The organism is Neorhizobium populisoli (assembly GCF_019430945.1).
GTDB classification, from domain to species: Bacteria; Pseudomonadota; Alphaproteobacteria; order Rhizobiales; family Rhizobiaceae; genus Neorhizobium; species Neorhizobium populisoli.
Genome location: NZ_JAHYCB010000002.1, coordinates 112026 through 127580, shown reverse-complemented (window position 1 = coordinate 127580; position 15555 = coordinate 112026). Strand labels below are relative to the sequence as shown.

12 protein-coding genes are annotated in these 15555 nt (G+C 61.0%); 6 read left to right on the top strand and 6 right to left on the bottom strand.

Going from position 1 to position 15555, the window contains the following annotated elements; genetic code table 11:
* Nucleotides 1-11: 11 nt before the first annotated feature.
* From KX729_RS04890 to KX729_RS04880, 3 genes are all read right to left on the bottom strand, one after another.
* Nucleotides 12-1847 (bottom strand): methyl-accepting chemotaxis protein, encoded by a 1836-nt coding sequence (locus tag KX729_RS04890; RefSeq protein ID WP_219741326.1) that lies wholly within the window; start codon nucleotides 1845-1847, stop codon nucleotides 12-14.
* Nucleotides 1848-2019: 172 nt separating this feature from the next.
* On the bottom strand, nucleotides 2020-2157 hold the full coding sequence (locus tag KX729_RS04885) for a hypothetical protein (protein WP_219741325.1): 138 nt from the start codon (nucleotides 2155-2157) through the stop codon (nucleotides 2020-2022).
* Nucleotides 2158-2297: 140 nt separating this feature from the next.
* Complete coding sequence (locus tag KX729_RS04880) at nucleotides 2298-3479, bottom strand: BaiN/RdsA family NAD(P)/FAD-dependent oxidoreductase (protein ID WP_219741324.1); 1182 nt, start codon at nucleotides 3477-3479, stop codon at nucleotides 2298-2300.
* A gap of 125 nt (nucleotides 3480-3604) precedes the next feature.
* On the opposite strand from KX729_RS04880, the gene KX729_RS04875 reads away from it, so the two are divergent.
* The 6 genes from KX729_RS04875 (at nucleotide 3605) to KX729_RS04850 (ending at nucleotide 12012) form a co-directional block, all read left to right on the top strand.
* On the top strand, nucleotides 3605-5044 hold the full coding sequence (locus tag KX729_RS04875) for a glutamine synthetase family protein (protein WP_219741323.1): 1440 nt from the start codon (nucleotides 3605-3607) through the stop codon (nucleotides 5042-5044).
* Between the two features lie 10 nt (nucleotides 5045-5054).
* Nucleotides 5055-6356, top strand: coding sequence for an NAD(P)/FAD-dependent oxidoreductase (locus tag KX729_RS04870; protein ID WP_219741322.1), 1302 nt, complete (start codon nucleotides 5055-5057; stop codon nucleotides 6354-6356).
* Between the two features lie 102 nt (nucleotides 6357-6458).
* Complete coding sequence (gene zwf / locus KX729_RS04865) at nucleotides 6459-7931, top strand: glucose-6-phosphate dehydrogenase (RefSeq protein WP_219741321.1); 1473 nt, start codon at nucleotides 6459-6461, stop codon at nucleotides 7929-7931.
* 20 nt (nucleotides 7932-7951) lie between these two features.
* Nucleotides 7952-8650, top strand: coding sequence for a 6-phosphogluconolactonase (pgl, locus tag KX729_RS04860; RefSeq protein ID WP_219741320.1), 699 nt, complete (start codon nucleotides 7952-7954; stop codon nucleotides 8648-8650).
* Nucleotides 8651-8745: 95 nt separating this feature from the next.
* Nucleotides 8746-10563, top strand: a complete 1818-nt coding sequence (gene edd / locus KX729_RS04855; protein WP_219741319.1) for a phosphogluconate dehydratase — start codon at nucleotides 8746-8748, stop codon at nucleotides 10561-10563.
* Nucleotides 10564-10647: 84 nt separating this feature from the next.
* Complete coding sequence (locus KX729_RS04850) at nucleotides 10648-12012, top strand: metallophosphoesterase (RefSeq protein WP_219741318.1); 1365 nt, start codon at nucleotides 10648-10650, stop codon at nucleotides 12010-12012.
* A gap of 75 nt (nucleotides 12013-12087) precedes the next feature.
* Here the strand turns inward: KX729_RS04850 and KX729_RS04845 are convergent, their stop codons facing one another.
* The 3 genes from KX729_RS04845 to bglA form a co-directional block, all read right to left on the bottom strand.
* A complete protein-coding gene (locus tag KX729_RS04845) occupies nucleotides 12088-12444 on the bottom strand; it encodes a hypothetical protein (protein ID WP_219741836.1) in 357 nt (118 codons plus the stop codon).
* A 176-nt stretch (nucleotides 12445-12620) separates the two neighbouring features.
* The gene (locus tag KX729_RS04840; protein ID WP_219741317.1) at nucleotides 12621-13709 is read right to left on the bottom strand and encodes an ABC transporter ATP-binding protein; all 1089 of its coding nucleotides are present in this window, start codon (nucleotides 13707-13709) and stop codon (nucleotides 12621-12623) included.
* A gap of 189 nt (nucleotides 13710-13898) precedes the next feature.
* Nucleotides 13899-15554 (bottom strand): beta-galactosidase BglA, encoded by a 1656-nt coding sequence (bglA, locus tag KX729_RS04835; RefSeq protein ID WP_219741316.1) that lies wholly within the window; start codon nucleotides 15552-15554, stop codon nucleotides 13899-13901.
* Between the last annotated feature and the right edge of the window lies 1 nt (nucleotide 15555).

The window sequence follows — 15555 nt, the reverse complement described above, 5'->3', positions numbered from 1 at the left end:
ATTTCTAGATATTATGCTGCGCGCGAATGCCTTTCGCGGCCAACCGCTTCTATTCTGAACTGCTGTACGAGCTGCAGAAGGGCATCGGCCTCCTCCGCCAGGCGCAGGCTTGCCTGCGTCGTCTCGCCGACCATGGCGCCATTCTGCTGGGTCATCTGGTCCATGCGGTTGACGGAATTGTTGATGTCCTGCAGCGCCGCCGACTGGTCCTTGCTGGCGGTGGCGATCATGTCCACGTGCTGGCTGATGCCGGTGATCTGCTGGCTGATGCTTGCCAGAACCTCGCCTGCCTGCTGCACGAGACCGGCGCCGGAGCTGACCTCGCGGCTTGACTGGGTGATCAGGTCCTTGATCTCCTTGGCGGCGCCGGCAGAACGCTGTGCGAGTTCGCGCACTTCCTGCGCCACGACGGCAAACCCCTTGCCAGCCTCGCCGGCGCGAGCGGCCTCGATACCGGCATTTAGCGCCAGAAGGTTGGTCTGGAAAGCGATGTCGTCGATCACTTCGATGATGAGTTCGATCTTCTGCGAGGCTTCCTCGATGCGGGACATGGCCGCGACGGCGTTGCTAACGACCGTGCCGGAGCTGTCGGCGCTTTTCTTGGTGGTGGAAACGGCCTGGTTGGCTTCATGGGCACGCTCGGCGGAAGAACGCACGGTCGCGGTGATCTCGTCGACGGCAGCGGCGGTTTCCTCCAGCGAGGCTGCCTGGGTTTCAGTACGGCGAGAGAGTTCCGTCGACGAATGGCTGAGTTCGGCACTGTTCTTCTGGATCGCCAGCGTGCTGCCGCGAATATGCGAAAGCGTATCGCGCAGGCGGATGATCGAACCGTTGAAATCGTTGCGGAGCTGTTCGAGGCGGCCGGAGAACCGGGTTTCGATCGTGCTCGACAGATCGCCCTGGGCCAGGCGGGACAATGCGGCGCCGAGCTCACTCACGGCAAGATCGATCTGGCTGTCGACGCGCTGCTTTTCGGTATCGTTGCGATGGCGCTCGGCTTCCGCTTCGGCGCGCTCTTCGGCGCTGCGGTTCTCGATACGCCGCTTTTCGCGACCGGAATCACGGAAGACTTCCAGTGCGCGGGCAATGTTTCCGAACTCGTTTCGGCGCTGGACGTAAGGGATTTCAGCTTCGTGATTGCCTTCCGACAGCGTCCGCACCGTGCCGGTCAGAACGCCGAGCGGGCCAAGCAGGATGCGCAGTGCAAACAGACTCACGAGCCCGACCGCGATCAGCGCGGCGATCGAGCTGCCGATCACCACATAACCGGAATTGGCGATATGGGCGAAATAGACTTCCATCGGAATGCCGATGAAGAGGACACCGGTGACGGCGTTGGAGGAATTGGTGATCGGGAAATAACCGGTCATGAAATCCTTGCCGAACAGAACGGCGGGGCCGAAATAGGCCTTGCCCTGGGCGAGTAGAGGCTGGGCGGGATGTTCTGCAGCGAGCTTGGTGCCGACGGCGCGCTCGCCCTTTTCGGTTTTGACGTTGGTGGAGATGCGAACGTAATCGGTGCCGCGCTTTTCGAAGACAGTCGCCACGCCGCCGATCGCATTTGCTGTGCGATCGACCATGTCGTGGTCTTTCAAAGCGCCGTCGCCTTGGGTGACGCGCGCCACGACGCCGTCCTTCATATCCGCCTTTACGCCGGCAAGCTCTACTTCATAAAGCAGGCTCATCGTCCGCATGGCCTTGTGGGCATCATCCTTCGCGGTGTCCATGATGTCGCTGCGCAGGTAAAGATAGGCCAGGCCGCCGACGGCAGACACCGCGATGAAGATCATGAAGAGACAGAGAATAACGATCCGCGAAACGACGGATGACGGCAGAAATCTAGACATGGACCGGTTCCCCAATTCGCCAGGTAATCGATCCAATATTAGCGATATATGTAAAAATTCACTAAATCTGCATTTAATCGAGAGTTGCAGTGCCGTCCGACAGTTGCGGGCGCCGTTTGCAAAGGCCCGAAATCAGGCCTTCAGCCGCTCGCTGCAGATACCGTATTGGCGATCAATGAAACAGGGCGGGCAGTGCCAGAAGGGTAGCCGTTGCGCCGATCGTGATGGCCAGGAAGCGCAGCCGCCTCAGTTTTGCGTCGTCCTTGACGAGAGCGATGGCGATGGCACGAGCACGACGGGTTTTTTGCATGTTTTACGAACCCCAGACAACGATTGTTGGCGTCCCACCGCGACCCGGCAGGAAGCGCATGCCGACGTTGAAACACAAGAACGGGCCGGCAATAAGGCAGCATCCGCCACGCACATTAAGAAGTGCTGAATCAATCGGTATTACAATGCTTCCCCGCAAACATGGCCCGAAGCCCATGCCCACTGGAAATTGTAGCCGCCGAGCCAGCCGGTAACATCGACGCATTCACCGATGAAGTGGAGACCTGGCACCGCCTTGGCCTGCATGGTCTTTGAATCCAGATCCGATGTATCGATGCCGCCAAGCGTCACTTCCGCCGTACGATAACCTTCTGAACCGGCAGGGCGGATCGTCCAGTTCTGGATGGAGGCGACCAATCCGTCGATCGCCTTGTCCGACAGATCGGCAAGATGGCTGGAGATGCCGCGAGCCTCGACGAAGAACTGCGCGAGCCGCTTTGGCAGCACCTCGGCCAGCGCCGTCTGGGCCGCCTGTTTGCCGTTCGCCTTGCGGGCTGCCTTCAGGACGGCGGCAATGTCGAGATCCGGTTCGATGACGAGGGTGACGTCATCCCCTTCCCGCCAATAGGAGGAAATCTGCAGGATCGAAGGGCCGCTCAATCCACGATGGGTAAAGAGCAGCGCTTCTCGGAACGCCGTCTTGCCGTGACGAAGCTCTGCGGGAACGCCGATACCGGAGAGTGGCGAGAGTTTTTCGAGCGTGTTCGGATCGAGCGTCAGCGGCACCAGTCCAGGCCGGGTTTCAACCATCTTCAGGCCGAACTGTTTGGCGATATCGTAAGCGAGACCTGTCGCTCCCATTTTCGGGATCGATTTGCCGCCGGTCGCAACGACCAGCGAGCCGGCTTCGATCGGGCCATCCGATGTGCCGATGCGAAAACCATTCGGCGTTTTCTCCACCGAGGTGATCTGCTTCTGCAATTCGAGCGCGGCACCGGCTGCCTTCATCTCCGACAGCAGCATCTGGATGATGTCCTTGGCGCTGTCGTCGCAGAAAAGCTGGCCGAGCGTCTTTTCGTGCCAGGCGATGCGGTGACGCTCGACCAGATCAAGGAAATCGCGCGGGGTGTAGCGGGCAAGCGCCGACTTGGCGAAATGCGGATTGGCGGAGAGGTAGTTCTTCGGCCCGGCATGGATATTGGTGAAATTGCAGCGCCCACCGCCGGAGATGCGGATCTTTTCGCCCGGCGCCTTGGCATGGTCGATGACGAGCACGGAGCGGCCGCGGGCACCGGCCCGGATGGCGCACATCATGCCCGCCGCACCGGCGCCAAGGATCACCACATCGAATTTGCGCGCCAATTGCTGCTCCTTAGGTTGTCGGCTCCGCTCTTCGCCATAGTTGTTCCAAAGTCAATGCTGCCCCCTCGCCAATTGCCAATCCGTGGTTATGATGGGAACTTCGATCAACCTCACACCGGTGTGTCATGCCGCCCAAAAAAGCCAACCCCACTCCCAAAGTCGGCACGGTCGCGAAAGCAGCCGTTGCTCAGCCAACGTTGACCTCGCTTCGAGGCGTGGCGGACTGGAAGGAGGCCGCGGCATGGTTGCGGGCGCGTGGCATCGAGGATATCGAATGCATCACGCCCGACCTCGCCGGCGTGCCGCGCGGCAAGATGATGCCTTCGTCGAAATTCACGTCGAACACGTCCCTGGCGCTGCCGTCCGCTGTCTATCGCCATACAATTTCCGGCGAATATCCCGATGAAACCGGCAGTTTCCGCTACGAGCCGCGCGACAGCGACCTGAAGCTGGTACCGGACCTTTCGACGCTTTCCGTCGTGCCCTGGGAAACCGATCCGACCGCGCAGGTCATCTGCGATATCGTCGATACCGACGGCAAGTCCGTGCCCTATACGCCGCGTAACGTGCTGAAGAACGTCGTCAATCTCTACGAGGAGCGCGGCTGGAAGCCAGTCGTGGCACCCGAAATCGAATTCTACCTCGTCGCCAAGAACGACGACCCGGACTATCCGCTGCATCCGCCGAAGGGCCGTTCCGGCCGTTCCATACTCAGCGGCCAGGGCTATTCGATCGCCGGCATCAACGAGTTCGACGAGCTGATCGATGATATCTACCATTTCTCCGAAAAGCAGGGCCTCGAAATCGACACGCTGATCCATGAAGAAGGTCCGGCGCAGCTCGAAATCAACCTGCGACATGGCGATCCGATCGAGCTTGCCGACCAGGTCTTCATGTTCAAGAGGACGATCCGCGAGGCGGCGATGAAACACGGCATCTATGCCACGTTCATGGCCAAGCCGATGCAGGGCCAGGCGGGTTCGGCCATGCACATCCACCAATCGGTGGTGGATATCAAGACCGGCAAGAACGTCTTCTCCAACCCGGACGGCTCGGCCTCCAAGGAATTCTTCCAGTTCATCGGCGGCATGCAGAACTTCATTCCGAAGACGCTGGTCATGATGGCGCCCTATGTGAATTCCTACCGTCGCCTGACGCCGGACATGTCCGCGCCGGTCAACACCGCCTGGGGTTACGACAACCGCACGACCGCGTTCCGCATCCCGATCTCGGATGCCAATGCCCGACGTGTCGAAAACCGGCTGCCGAGCTCGGACGCAAACCCTTATCTGGCGCTTGCGGCCTCGCTTGGCTGCGGTCTGCTTGGCATCATGAACGGGCTCACCCCCACGCCGCCGACGGAAGACACTGCCAATGATGGCGACATCGAGCTGCCGCGCGGCCTTTTGGAAGCCCTCTCGCTTTTGGAATCCGACCCGGCACTGGCGAGCGTGCTGAGCGCGGAGTTCATTGGCCTTTATGCCGGCGTCAAGCGCGGCGAGTTCGAGACCTTCATGCAGGTGATCAGCCCCTGGGAGCGCGAATTCCTGCTCCTCAACGTGTGAGGGCCGATCCATGGATGCGTGGCAAAGCCCGATCGCGCCGGGGATTTCCTGGTATCAGGCAACGGTCGGCGAGCGACCAGCCTATCCGGTGCTCGACGGTTCGAAGACTGTCGATGTGGCGATCATCGGCGGCGGTTATACCGGCCTGCAGGCGGCCTATAACCTTGCCAAAGCCGGTGTCTCGGTCGCACTGATCGAGGCCGGCCGCTTCGGCGACGGTGCATCCGGCCGCAATGGCGGACAGCTCGGCACCGGGCAGCGCTGGTGGCCGGAAGAACTCGAGCAGCAGATCGGCTACGAGCGGTCGAAAACCCTGTTCGACATGGCGGAAGATGCCAAACGGCACCTGATGCAGTTTTCCGAAAGCCACGGCATCGACATGGATTACATGCCGGGCCAGATGAACGTTTCCCACAAGCCGGGACACGATAAGGAATATCAGGCGAATGCCGAGATCGCGGCGGCGCGCTATGGCTATCCGCACGTATCCTTCATGGACAAGCGGGAAACCGCCGAACGGCTCGGCACCGGCGATTATTATTGCGGCGTGCGGGATACCGGCACCGGCCATATTCATCCGCTAAAATTGCTGGTCGGCCTGGCAAGGGTCGCAAACGAAGCCGGCGCGCAGATCTTCGAGATGACCCGGGCGAGCGGCATCGAGAAAACCAGAAACGGTCCTGGTGGCAAGATCCTGGTGAAGACGCAGAAAGGAACGCTCACCGCCGACCGGGTGCTGATCGCCACCAATGCCTATATCGGTGATCTCGAACCGGTCACCTCGGCGCATGTCATGCCGATCGGTTCGTTCATTGCAGCAACCGCGCCGCTCGACGATTTTCCATCCGTCATTCCGGGCGGCGAAGCGGCATGTGATTCGCGCTTCGTGGTGCGTTATTTCCGCAAAAGCCGCGACAACAGGCTGCTGTTCGGTGGCCGCGAGGTCTATTCGTCGAAAAATCCGGCAGATACCGCTAACGCCATCCGGCAGCAGATCGTTGCCACCTATCCGGCCCTCAAGAACGTGGAAATCACCCACGCATGGGGTGGAAACGTCGGAATCACCATGCCGCGGCAGCCTTTCGTGCGGGAAGTGATGCCCGGCGTGACGTCGATCGGAGGATTTTCCGGTCATGGCGTGATGCTGTCAAATTACTGCGGCAAGCTTTATGCTGATATGGTCACCGGCAAGGCGACCGATCTCGATCATCTTGCTGCCCTCAAAATTCCCGCCTTCCCCGGCGGGCGCCGAATGCGAACGCCGCTGCTTTTCCTGGCTCTCACGTGGTTTGCGCTGCGCGACAGGCTCTGACAAGCCAGCGACATTAGTACAGCCCGGAAGCCATTTCGGGCTAGCGTTTTTAAATCGATTAGAATAAGTGTGCCCCTAACCATGCAGGACGAAAGAACAGCGATGAGCGCCCAGATCATCCCAGTTGAGCCTTTTGATTGTGTCGTGTTCGGCGGTACCGGCGACCTTGCGGAACGCAAGCTTTTGCCGGCGCTCTACCACCGCCAGATCGAAGGTCAGTTTACCGACCCGACCCGCATTATCGGCGCCTCCCGTAGTGCGCTGTCCCACGAGGATTACCGCAAATTCGCTCAGGATGCTCTCAAGGAGCATCTGAAGAAGGGCGAATATGACGAGGCGGAAGTCCAGAAATTCTGCCAGCGGCTCTATTACGTTTCCGTCGACGCGAAGGCGGAAGGCGGCTGGGCCGAGCTCAAGAAGCTGCTCGACGATGGCAAGGACCGCATTCGCGTGTTCTATCTTGCTGTCGCTCCGGGCATTTTCGGCCCCATCTCGGAAAAGATCCGCGATCACAAGCTGATCACCAAGCAGACTCGCATCGTCGTCGAGAAGCCGATCGGCCGCGATCTTGCGTCGGCGCTGCAGCTCAACGACACGATCGGCAAGGCGTTCAACGAAGAACAGATCTTCCGTATCGACCACTATCTCGGCAAGGAGACGGTGCAGAACCTGATGGCGCTGCGCTTCGCCAACGCCCTCTATGAGCCGCTGTGGAACGCCCAGCATATCGACCACGTGCAGATCACGGTCGCTGAAGCCGTTGGCCTCGAAGGCCGCGCCGGTTATTACGACACGGCCGGCGCGCTGCGCGACATGGTGCAGAACCATATCCTGCAACTCCTCTGCCTTGTCGCGATGGAAGTGCCCTCCTCAATGTTCTCCGAAGCGGTACGCGACGAGAAGCTGAAGGTTCTGCGGGCACTGAAGCCGATCAACGAATCCAATGTCGAGCAGATGACGGTGCGCGGCCAGTATCGCGCCGGTGCTTCCGCGGGCGGCCCGGTCAAGGGTTACCTGGAAGAGCTGGAAGGCGGCGTTTCCAACACCGAAACCTTCGTCGCCATCAAGGCCGAGATCGGCAACTGGCGCTGGGCGGGCGTGCCTTTCTACATCCGCACCGGCAAGCGCCTGGCGAACCGCGTTTCGGAAATCGTCATCACCTTCAAGCCGATCCCGCACAACATCTTCGATTCAACTGCCGGCCGTATCGCTGCCAACCAGCTTATCATCCGCCTGCAGCCGGACGAAGGCGTCAAGCAGTCGCTGATGATCAAGGATCCCGGTCCGGGCGGCATGCGCCTGCGCGAAGTCTCGCTCGACATGAGCTTTGCGGAATCCTTCTCGGTTCGTAACCCGGATGCCTATGAGCGCCTGCTGACGGACACGATCCGCTCCAACCAGACACTGTTCATGCGCCGCGACGAAGTGGAAGCCGCATGGCGCTGGGTCGATCCGATCCTCAAGGGCTGGGAAGCCACGGGCCAACAGGTGCAGGGTTATACCGCCGGCACCTGGGGTCCGAGCCAGGCTATCGCGCTGATCGAGCGTGACGGCCGCACCTGGCATGAAGGCTGAACCGGAACGAGGCAACCGCAATGACTGCGCATATGCATGAATTTCCGGATGCCGCAGCCCTCGCCGCCACCTTGGCGGACGAGGTTGCGGCACGCCTCGCAGCCGCAATCCGCGACCGGGGCACAGCCTCGATCGCGGTCTCCGGCGGCTCGACGCCGAAGCGTTTCTTCGAGACGCTTTCGACGCGGGATATCGACTGGGCCAAGGTGACGGTGACGCTGGTCGACGAACGTTTCGTGCCGGCCGACAGCGATCGCTCCAACCACAAGCTGGTGGCAACGCATCTGCTGAAGGACAAGGCCGCAGCCGCCAAGTTCATTCCGCTCTATTATGACGTGGCCTCGATCGAGGATGCCGCCGTGAAGGCGACGGAAGAGACTGCCGGCATCGGCAATCCGTTCGATGTGGCGATCCTCGGCATGGGTGGTGACGGTCATACCGCCTCGTTCTTCCCGCGCGGCAACAATCTAGATCAGGCGCTCGACCTTTCCGGTCCGCGCGGCATCCTGACCATGCAGGCGGAAGGCGCCGGCGAAGAACGCCTGACCTTCTCCTTCGCCAGCCTTGCGGACGCCCGCTTCCTGGCGCTGCATATCGAAGGCCAGGGCAAGAAGGACGTGCTGCAACAGGCAAATTCAGGCTCCGACGAGTCCGAAATGCCGATCCGCGCCGTGCTGACCCGCTCCGTATCGATCGTCGATATCTACTGGGCGCCTTAAGCGCTCCCGAATTTGCAACGACAGCGATCCCGGTTGGTCAGGGCTTCATCACCCTGGCCGCTCCCAGGCCGGGATCGATGAAAAGAGGACATGACATGGCCGCCCATTCCAGGATCGAGGCGATCACCGCCCGTATCGTCGAACGCTCGAAACCCCATCGCGAGGCCTATCTCGACCGGGTGAAACGGGCAGCCGCAAAAGGCCCGCATCGCGCCGCCCTCTCCTGCGCCAACCTCGCCCACGGCTTTGCAGCCTGTTCCCCCGCCGAGAAGGCCGCGCTCGCAGGAGACGTCGTCCCGAACCTCGGCATCATCACCTCCTATAACGACATGCTTTCGGCCCATCAGCCGTACGAGACTTATCCGGCGCTGATCCGGCAGGCCGCCAAAGAAGCCGGCGGTGTCGCCCAGGTGGCCGGCGGCGTGCCGGCCATGTGCGACGGCGTGACCCAGGGCGAAGCCGGCATGGAACTGTCGCTGTTCTCCCGCGATGCGATCGCCATGGCAGCCGGCATCGGCCTGTCGCACAACATGTTCGATGCGGCCGTCTTCCTCGGCATCTGCGATAAGATCGTCCCTGGCCTGACGATTGCTGCGCTGACTTTCGGCCATCTGCCTTCGGTATTCGTCCCGGCAGGGCCGATGACCACGGGTCTTCCGAACGACGAAAAGGCCAAGACCCGCCAGCTTTATGCGGAAGGCAAGGTCGGCCGCGCCGAACTGCTGGAGTCGGAGTCCAAATCCTACCACGGCCCCGGCACCTGTACGTTCTACGGCACCGCCAATTCCAACCAGATGCTGATGGAGATCATGGGCTTCCATCTGCCCGGTTCCTCCTTCGTCAATCCGGGCACGCCGCTGCGTGATGCACTGACGCGCGAGGCGGCCAAGCGCGCGTTGGCGATTACCGCTCTTGGCAACGAATTCACGCCGGCCGGCGAGATGATCGACGAGCGCTCGATCGTCAACGGCGTTGTCGGCCTGCACGCAACGGGCGGCTCGACGAATCACACGATGCACCTCGTCGCCATGGCAGCGGCTGCCGGCATCAAGCTGACGTGGCAGGACATTTCCGAACTGTCCGACGTCGTGCCGTTGCTCGCTCGCGTCTATCCCAACGGGCTTGCCGACGTGAACCATTTCCACGCCGCCGGTGGCATGGGCTTCCTCATCAAGCAGCTCCTGAAGAATGGTTATGTGCATGACGATGTCCGCACGGTCTTCGGCCACGGGCTCGAAGCCTATACGGTGGAGGCAAAGCTGGATGAAAAGGGCAATGTGACCCGTCAGGCGATCCCCGATGAAAGCGGCGATCCGAAAGTGCTGACGACGGTCGATGCACCGTTCCAGGCGACCGGCGGCCTCAAGATGCTGTCCGGCAATATCGGCCGTTCGGTCATCAAGATTTCCGCGGTCAAGCCGGAGCGGCATATCGTCGAGGCACCGGCCGTCGTTTTCCACGGCCAGCAGGAATTGCAGGACGCTTTCAAGCGCGGAGAGCTGAACCGCGATTTCATCGCCGTCGTGCGCTTCCAGGGCCCGCAGGCGAACGGCATGCCGGAACTGCACCGCCTTACTCCGCCGCTCGGCGTGCTGCAAGATCGCGGCTTCAAGGTGGCGCTGGTCACCGACGGCCGCATGTCCGGCGCATCCGGCAAGGTGCCGGCCGCTATCCATGTGACACCGGAAGCCTCACTCGGCGGCCCGATCTCCAAGATCCGCAACGGCGACATGATCCGGCTCGATGCCGTCAAGGGCACGCTGGAAGTGCTGGTGGACGCGACCGAACTCGCTTCGCGGGAAGCCGTCGTCATCGACCTTTCCGACAATGAATTCGGGATGGGCCGCGAACTCTTCGCCGCCTTCCGCCGCAATGTCGGCCATGCGGAACACGGGGCAAGCGTCTTCGCCTGATCGGCCGGCAGCACGCGTCACACGGTTGTCTTCAGCGATTTCTAAGAAACTCCCAAGCGAACACATTGCTTGGGAGACGTACCGATGACCGTTCAGATTACTCGCCGCGACCTGCTGACCCTGCTGGCGTCGGCTTCCATGGTGCCCTTCGTCCCAATGCCGGTCATGGCTGCCGACCAGGGCTTTCAGGCGATCATCCTCTCCGATCTGCATTCGGCTTATGAGCGCATGGGCCAATTGCTGGACGTCGTCGAGAAACAGGTAGCCGCGGCCAGCGTGCCGCAGCTCATCCTGATCAACGGTGACATCTTCGAACTCGGCAATGTCGTCGCCACACGATCCGCCGGCGAGATCGACTGGGCTTTCCTCGGCGCCCTTGCCAAGCTTGCGCCGACCGTCGTCAATATCGGCAATCATGAGCCGGATCTCGACAACGATCTTGCCCATTTCGTCGAACGCGCCCGTGGTCTTGGCGTCACCGTGCTCAGCAACATCACCGACAAACGCACCGGCAAGCCCTATGCGGATGCCGGTAAGGTGATGGAAATCGGCGGCCTCAAGGTGAAGCTCGCCGCTTTTGCGACCGATGCGCTCGGCACCTATCCGAAGCCGACCCGCGAGATGATGGACATCCCGAAGCCGGTCGAATGGGCGAAGGCCAATCTTCCCTCGCTCCTGGCTGGCGAAGGCGTCAATATCGTGCTCAGCCATGCAGGTGTCGTACCGGATCGCGATATTCTACCGATCATTCCGGATGGCACCCTGATGATCGGCGGTCATGACCACCTGACGCTGACCCATAACCAGGGCGAGACCCGCTATATCCATACCGGCTCCTGGTCTTCGGCAATCATGGTCGCCACCTTCAAGGCGGCCGGCAAGGCGCCAGAACTCGCCCGCGTCGAGATCGACCGCGCGGCTCCCTCCTCTTCCGTGTTGAAGGATCTCATCCCGGCCGTGCTTGCCAAGCACCTGAAGGAAGAGGAGCGCGCCGTTATCGCCAAAACCTCCAAGGCCATGACGCTTGGCGAACTCGCCCGTTTCAGCTCGGAAGCGATGGCGGCGAAGGCCGGAGCCGATATCGGCTTCATCGGCCACACATCTTTCGGCACCGGTCTGCCGGCCGGCGACGTGACACGGTTCGACTACAATGCCGGCCTGCGCTTCGAAGGCAAATTAATGGTCTCGGAAGTGGACGCGGCGGTGCTGACCGCCATCCTCGCCCGTTGCAACCAGGATGGCAACATCCCGCTTGCCACCCGCACCGGCGATTTCCTCTATGCGTCGCCGAAGGCGCCGGAAGGCAAGCAGCGCTACAGAATCGTCTGCAATGACTGGTCGGCAATCAACCAGAAGAGCTATTTCGGCCGCGAGGACATCGCCTTTACCGAATTGCCGGACGTGAAACTCAAGCCGCTTGTTGCCGAGACGCTGGCCAAGAAGGCTTAATACCGGGCCATAAAAAGCAAATCGCCCGAGACCAGAAATGGTTTCGGGCGACACGGATTGGAAAGCAGCGCGATCTTACCAGGCGCGGATATCGATCGTGCGATCCTTGTGGTTCGGATGCGTCGAGAAAACGAAGATGCGGTTCATCTCCTTTTCCGACAGCAGGCGCAGGAAGCGAACCTGGATCGTGTTGTTGGAATTGGCGCGCATCAGCAGGCAACCGACCTTCGTGATGCGGGCATCCGGGATATCGAGGTAGAACTGCTGGGGCAGATTGTATTGCGTGAGAATGCCGAGAACCGCTTCGCTCTGCGAGATGCGGAGAACGTCGCAGCGGCGCTGCGCCATGTTCATCACGCCTTTTTCCGTGTACTCGATACGAGCTGCGTTCATCGTGTCTTCCATCTTGAACCGCTTCTCGCGGTCGTACATGAAAGACTCTTCCTTGTTCAGGTAGCTAGGCTTGTTCCCCGGTGCAGCACTCACGTCATCTCTCCTTTTCATGGAAAGAAGATTAAATGCTGAAATTTAACAGATGGTGAGGAGGTATCACAATGGCACAACGTGGCCCGCACCAAGCAACAGCATAGTAAATATGCAGTTACCGCTTAAATACGGTAGGTCTTACCTTCTGCATCGAAAAGATGCAGTTTCTTCGGATCAGCCGAGAAGCGCATCGTCTGGCCTTTCCTGATGTCCAGAATACCGGGAATTTTCGCGATGATCGGCTCGTTTTCGGCAAGGCCTTCGACATAAAGCAATGTCACCTCGCCAAGCGCCTCGACGATCGAAATCGTCCCTTCGAAAAGATAATCCTCGCCGGTGGCGATCGTCAGGTCTTCGGGGCGCACGCCGAAGCTGGTCGTCTTGCCCTTTTCGGATGCCGCAGTCGGCACCGGAACGCGGACGGACTTGCCGCCTTTCAGAGAGACGGTGGTGCTCTCTCCCGTCTCGCTTACCGTGGCCGGAATGATGTTCATCGCCGGTGAGCCGATGAAGCGGGCGACGAAGAGGTTCTTGGGCCGCTCGTACAGTTCCAGCGGCGGACCGACCTGCTCGATATGGCCGGCCGACAGCACGACGATACGGTCTGCAAGCGTCATCGCCTCGACCTGGTCGTGCGTGACGTAGATCATCGTCGTATCCGGCATCGCCTCCTTGAGCTTGGCGATCTCGATGCGGGTCGCGACGCGCAGTGCGGCATCGAGGTTGGACAGCGGCTCGTCGAACAGGAAGACTTTCGGATTGCGGCAGATGGCGCGACCGATCGCGACGCGCTGGCGCTGGCCGCCGGACAGCGCCTTGGGCAGGCGGTCGAGATAGGGCGTCAGCTGCAGGATATTCGCCGCCGAGCGCACCCGGCGATCGATCTCGTCTTTGTTTTCCTTGGCAATCCGCATGCCGAAGGCCATGTTGTCGTAGACGGTGTAATGCGGATAAAGCGCGTAGGACTGGAAGACCATGGCGATGCCGCGTCGTGACGGCGGCACGTCGTTGACGAGCTGCCCGTCGATGGACATCTCGCCGCCGGTGATGCTTTCGAGGCCGGAAATCATGCGCAGCAACGTGGACTTGCCGCAGCCCGAGGGGCCGACGAAAACCACGAACTCACCCTGGGCAATGTCCAGATCGATGCCGTGCAGCACCTTCACCTGGCCATATGCCTTGCGGATGTCCTTGAGTGTCACTGCAGCCATGATTTCCTCTCCCATTTATTCTTGAATGCTTCGATCCGTAACCCCCTCACCCGGCCTCCGCTTCGCTCGGCCACCCTCTCCCCGAGGGGAGAGGAGAAGCGGCGACGCTGCGGCATCTGTCCCTTCTCCCCAGCGGGGAGAAGGTGCCGGCAGGCGGATGAGGGGCCCGCCGGTACAATGTTTCCATAGTCAAACATGGCGGGCGAAGAACGCCCCCCAGGCCGGCAGTGTCACTCGCCGATCTTCCAGACCGGCCTCGAACCCGTGGCCGGTCAGCACTTCCCAATCGCCAGCCGGCAAATCGATCGCAGCCTCCGACGCGCTCATGTTGAACAGGCAGAGCACGGTCTCGTTGCCGAACCGGCGCTCGTAACCGAGTACCGCGCCATCCTCGGGCAGGAAAGCAATCTCGCCCTTGGCAAAGGCCGGATGCTGTTTGCGGAAGGCGAGGAAGCGGCGGTATTGCTCCAGCACCGAAGCCGGGTCGCCATACTGTGCTCCGACGGCACGCAACTGGTGTTCGACCGGGATCGGCAGCCAGGTCTTTTCCGCCGTCGAGAAGCCCGCCTGCATGGCCTGGCTGTCCCAGACCATCGGCGTGCGGCAACCGTCGCGGCCCTTGAATTCCGGCCAGAACTGGATGCCGTAAGGATCCTGCAGGTCGGCATAGGCGATATCCGCCTCGGTCAGGCCAAGCTCTTCGCCCTGATAGATGCAGACCGAACCGCGCTGGGTCATCAGGATGGCGGAGGCCATCTTGGCGTAACCATCACGGTCGAGCACATCCTGGCCCCAACGGCTGACATGGCGGACCACGTCGTGGTTGGAGAAAGCCCAGCACGCCCAGCCATCGGGGGCCGCGACCGCAAACGAATTCTGCACCTCGGCGACACGCGCCGGCGTCAACGGATCCGGCGCCAGGAATTCGAAGGCGTAGCACATCTGCATCTTGTCGGTGCCGGCGGTATATTCGCCGACGATTTCCAGGCCGCGCTGGCTGTCGCCGACTTCACCGACCGCCGCGATGGCCGGGAACTCGTCGAGCACGGCGCGAAAACGCTTCAGGAATTCCAGATTTTCCGGACGGTTCTTGTCGTAGAGATGTTCCTGGAAATTGTAGGGGTTGACGGCTGGCGCGGTGGAGGCGTTGCGGCGCGACGGATCGAGCGCCGGGTTGTCGCGCAAATCCTTGTCGTGGAAGTAAAAATTGATCGTATCGAGCCGGAAACCGTCAACGCCGCGTTTCAGCCAGAAGCGGGTCATGTCCAGCAACGCGTCCTGAACTTCCGGATTATGCAGGTTCATGTCCGGCTGTGAGGTCAGGAAGTTGTGCATGTAATATTGCATGCGGGTCGGGTCCCAGTGCCAGGCGGACCCGCCGAAGATAGACAGCCAGTTGTTGGGCGGCGTGCCGTCCGGCTTGGCATCGGCCCAGACATACCAGTCGGCCTTGGGATTGACGCGGCTGGAGCGGCTTTCGATGAACCAATGGTGCTGGTCCGAACTGTGCGACATCACGAGGTCGATCATCACCTTGATGTTGAGGCGATGGGCTTCCGAAATCAGTCCGTCGAAATCCGACAGCGAGCCGAACATCGGATCGACGTCCGTGTAATTCGACACGTCGTAACCGAAATCCTTCATCGGCGACGGAAAGAAGGGCGAAATCCAGATGGCATCGGCGCCTAGGGCCGAGATGTGCGGCAGGCGCGCAGTGATACCCTTCAGGTCGCCGATGCCGTCGCCGTTCGAGTCCTGATAGGAACGCGGATAGATCTGATAGATAACGGCTCCGCGCCACCAATCCTTGTCGGGCACCGCGGAGGTTTCTGCTGCAATCGTCATT

Bases quoted from the DNA above. Each gene is read 5' to 3' on its own strand.
- KX729_RS04890 (WP_219741326.1), bottom strand. From the start codon at position 1,847: ATGTCTAGATTTCTGCCGTCATCCGTCGTTTCGCGGATCGTTATTCTC.
- KX729_RS04885 (WP_219741325.1), bottom strand. From the start codon at position 2,157: ATGCAAAAAACCCGTCGTGCTCGTGCCATCGCCATCGCTCTCGTCAAG.
- KX729_RS04875 (WP_219741323.1), top strand. From the start codon at position 3,605: ATGCCGCCCAAAAAAGCCAACCCCACTCCCAAAGTCGGCACGGTCGCG.
- KX729_RS04870 (WP_219741322.1), top strand. From the start codon at position 5,055: ATGGATGCGTGGCAAAGCCCGATCGCGCCGGGGATTTCCTGGTATCAG.
- zwf (WP_219741321.1), top strand. From the start codon at position 6,459: ATGAGCGCCCAGATCATCCCAGTTGAGCCTTTTGATTGTGTCGTGTTC.
- pgl (WP_219741320.1), top strand. From the start codon at position 7,952: ATGACTGCGCATATGCATGAATTTCCGGATGCCGCAGCCCTCGCCGCC.
- edd (WP_219741319.1), top strand. From the start codon at position 8,746: ATGGCCGCCCATTCCAGGATCGAGGCGATCACCGCCCGTATCGTCGAA.
- KX729_RS04850 (WP_219741318.1), top strand. From the start codon at position 10,648: ATGACCGTTCAGATTACTCGCCGCGACCTGCTGACCCTGCTGGCGTCG.
- KX729_RS04845 (WP_219741836.1), bottom strand. From the start codon at position 12,444: ATGTACGACCGCGAGAAGCGGTTCAAGATGGAAGACACGATGAACGCA.
- KX729_RS04840 (WP_219741317.1), bottom strand. From the start codon at position 13,709: ATGGCTGCAGTGACACTCAAGGACATCCGCAAGGCATATGGCCAGGTG.
- bglA (WP_219741316.1), bottom strand. From the start codon at position 15,554: ATGACGATTGCAGCAGAAACCTCCGCGGTGCCCGACAAGGATTGGTGG.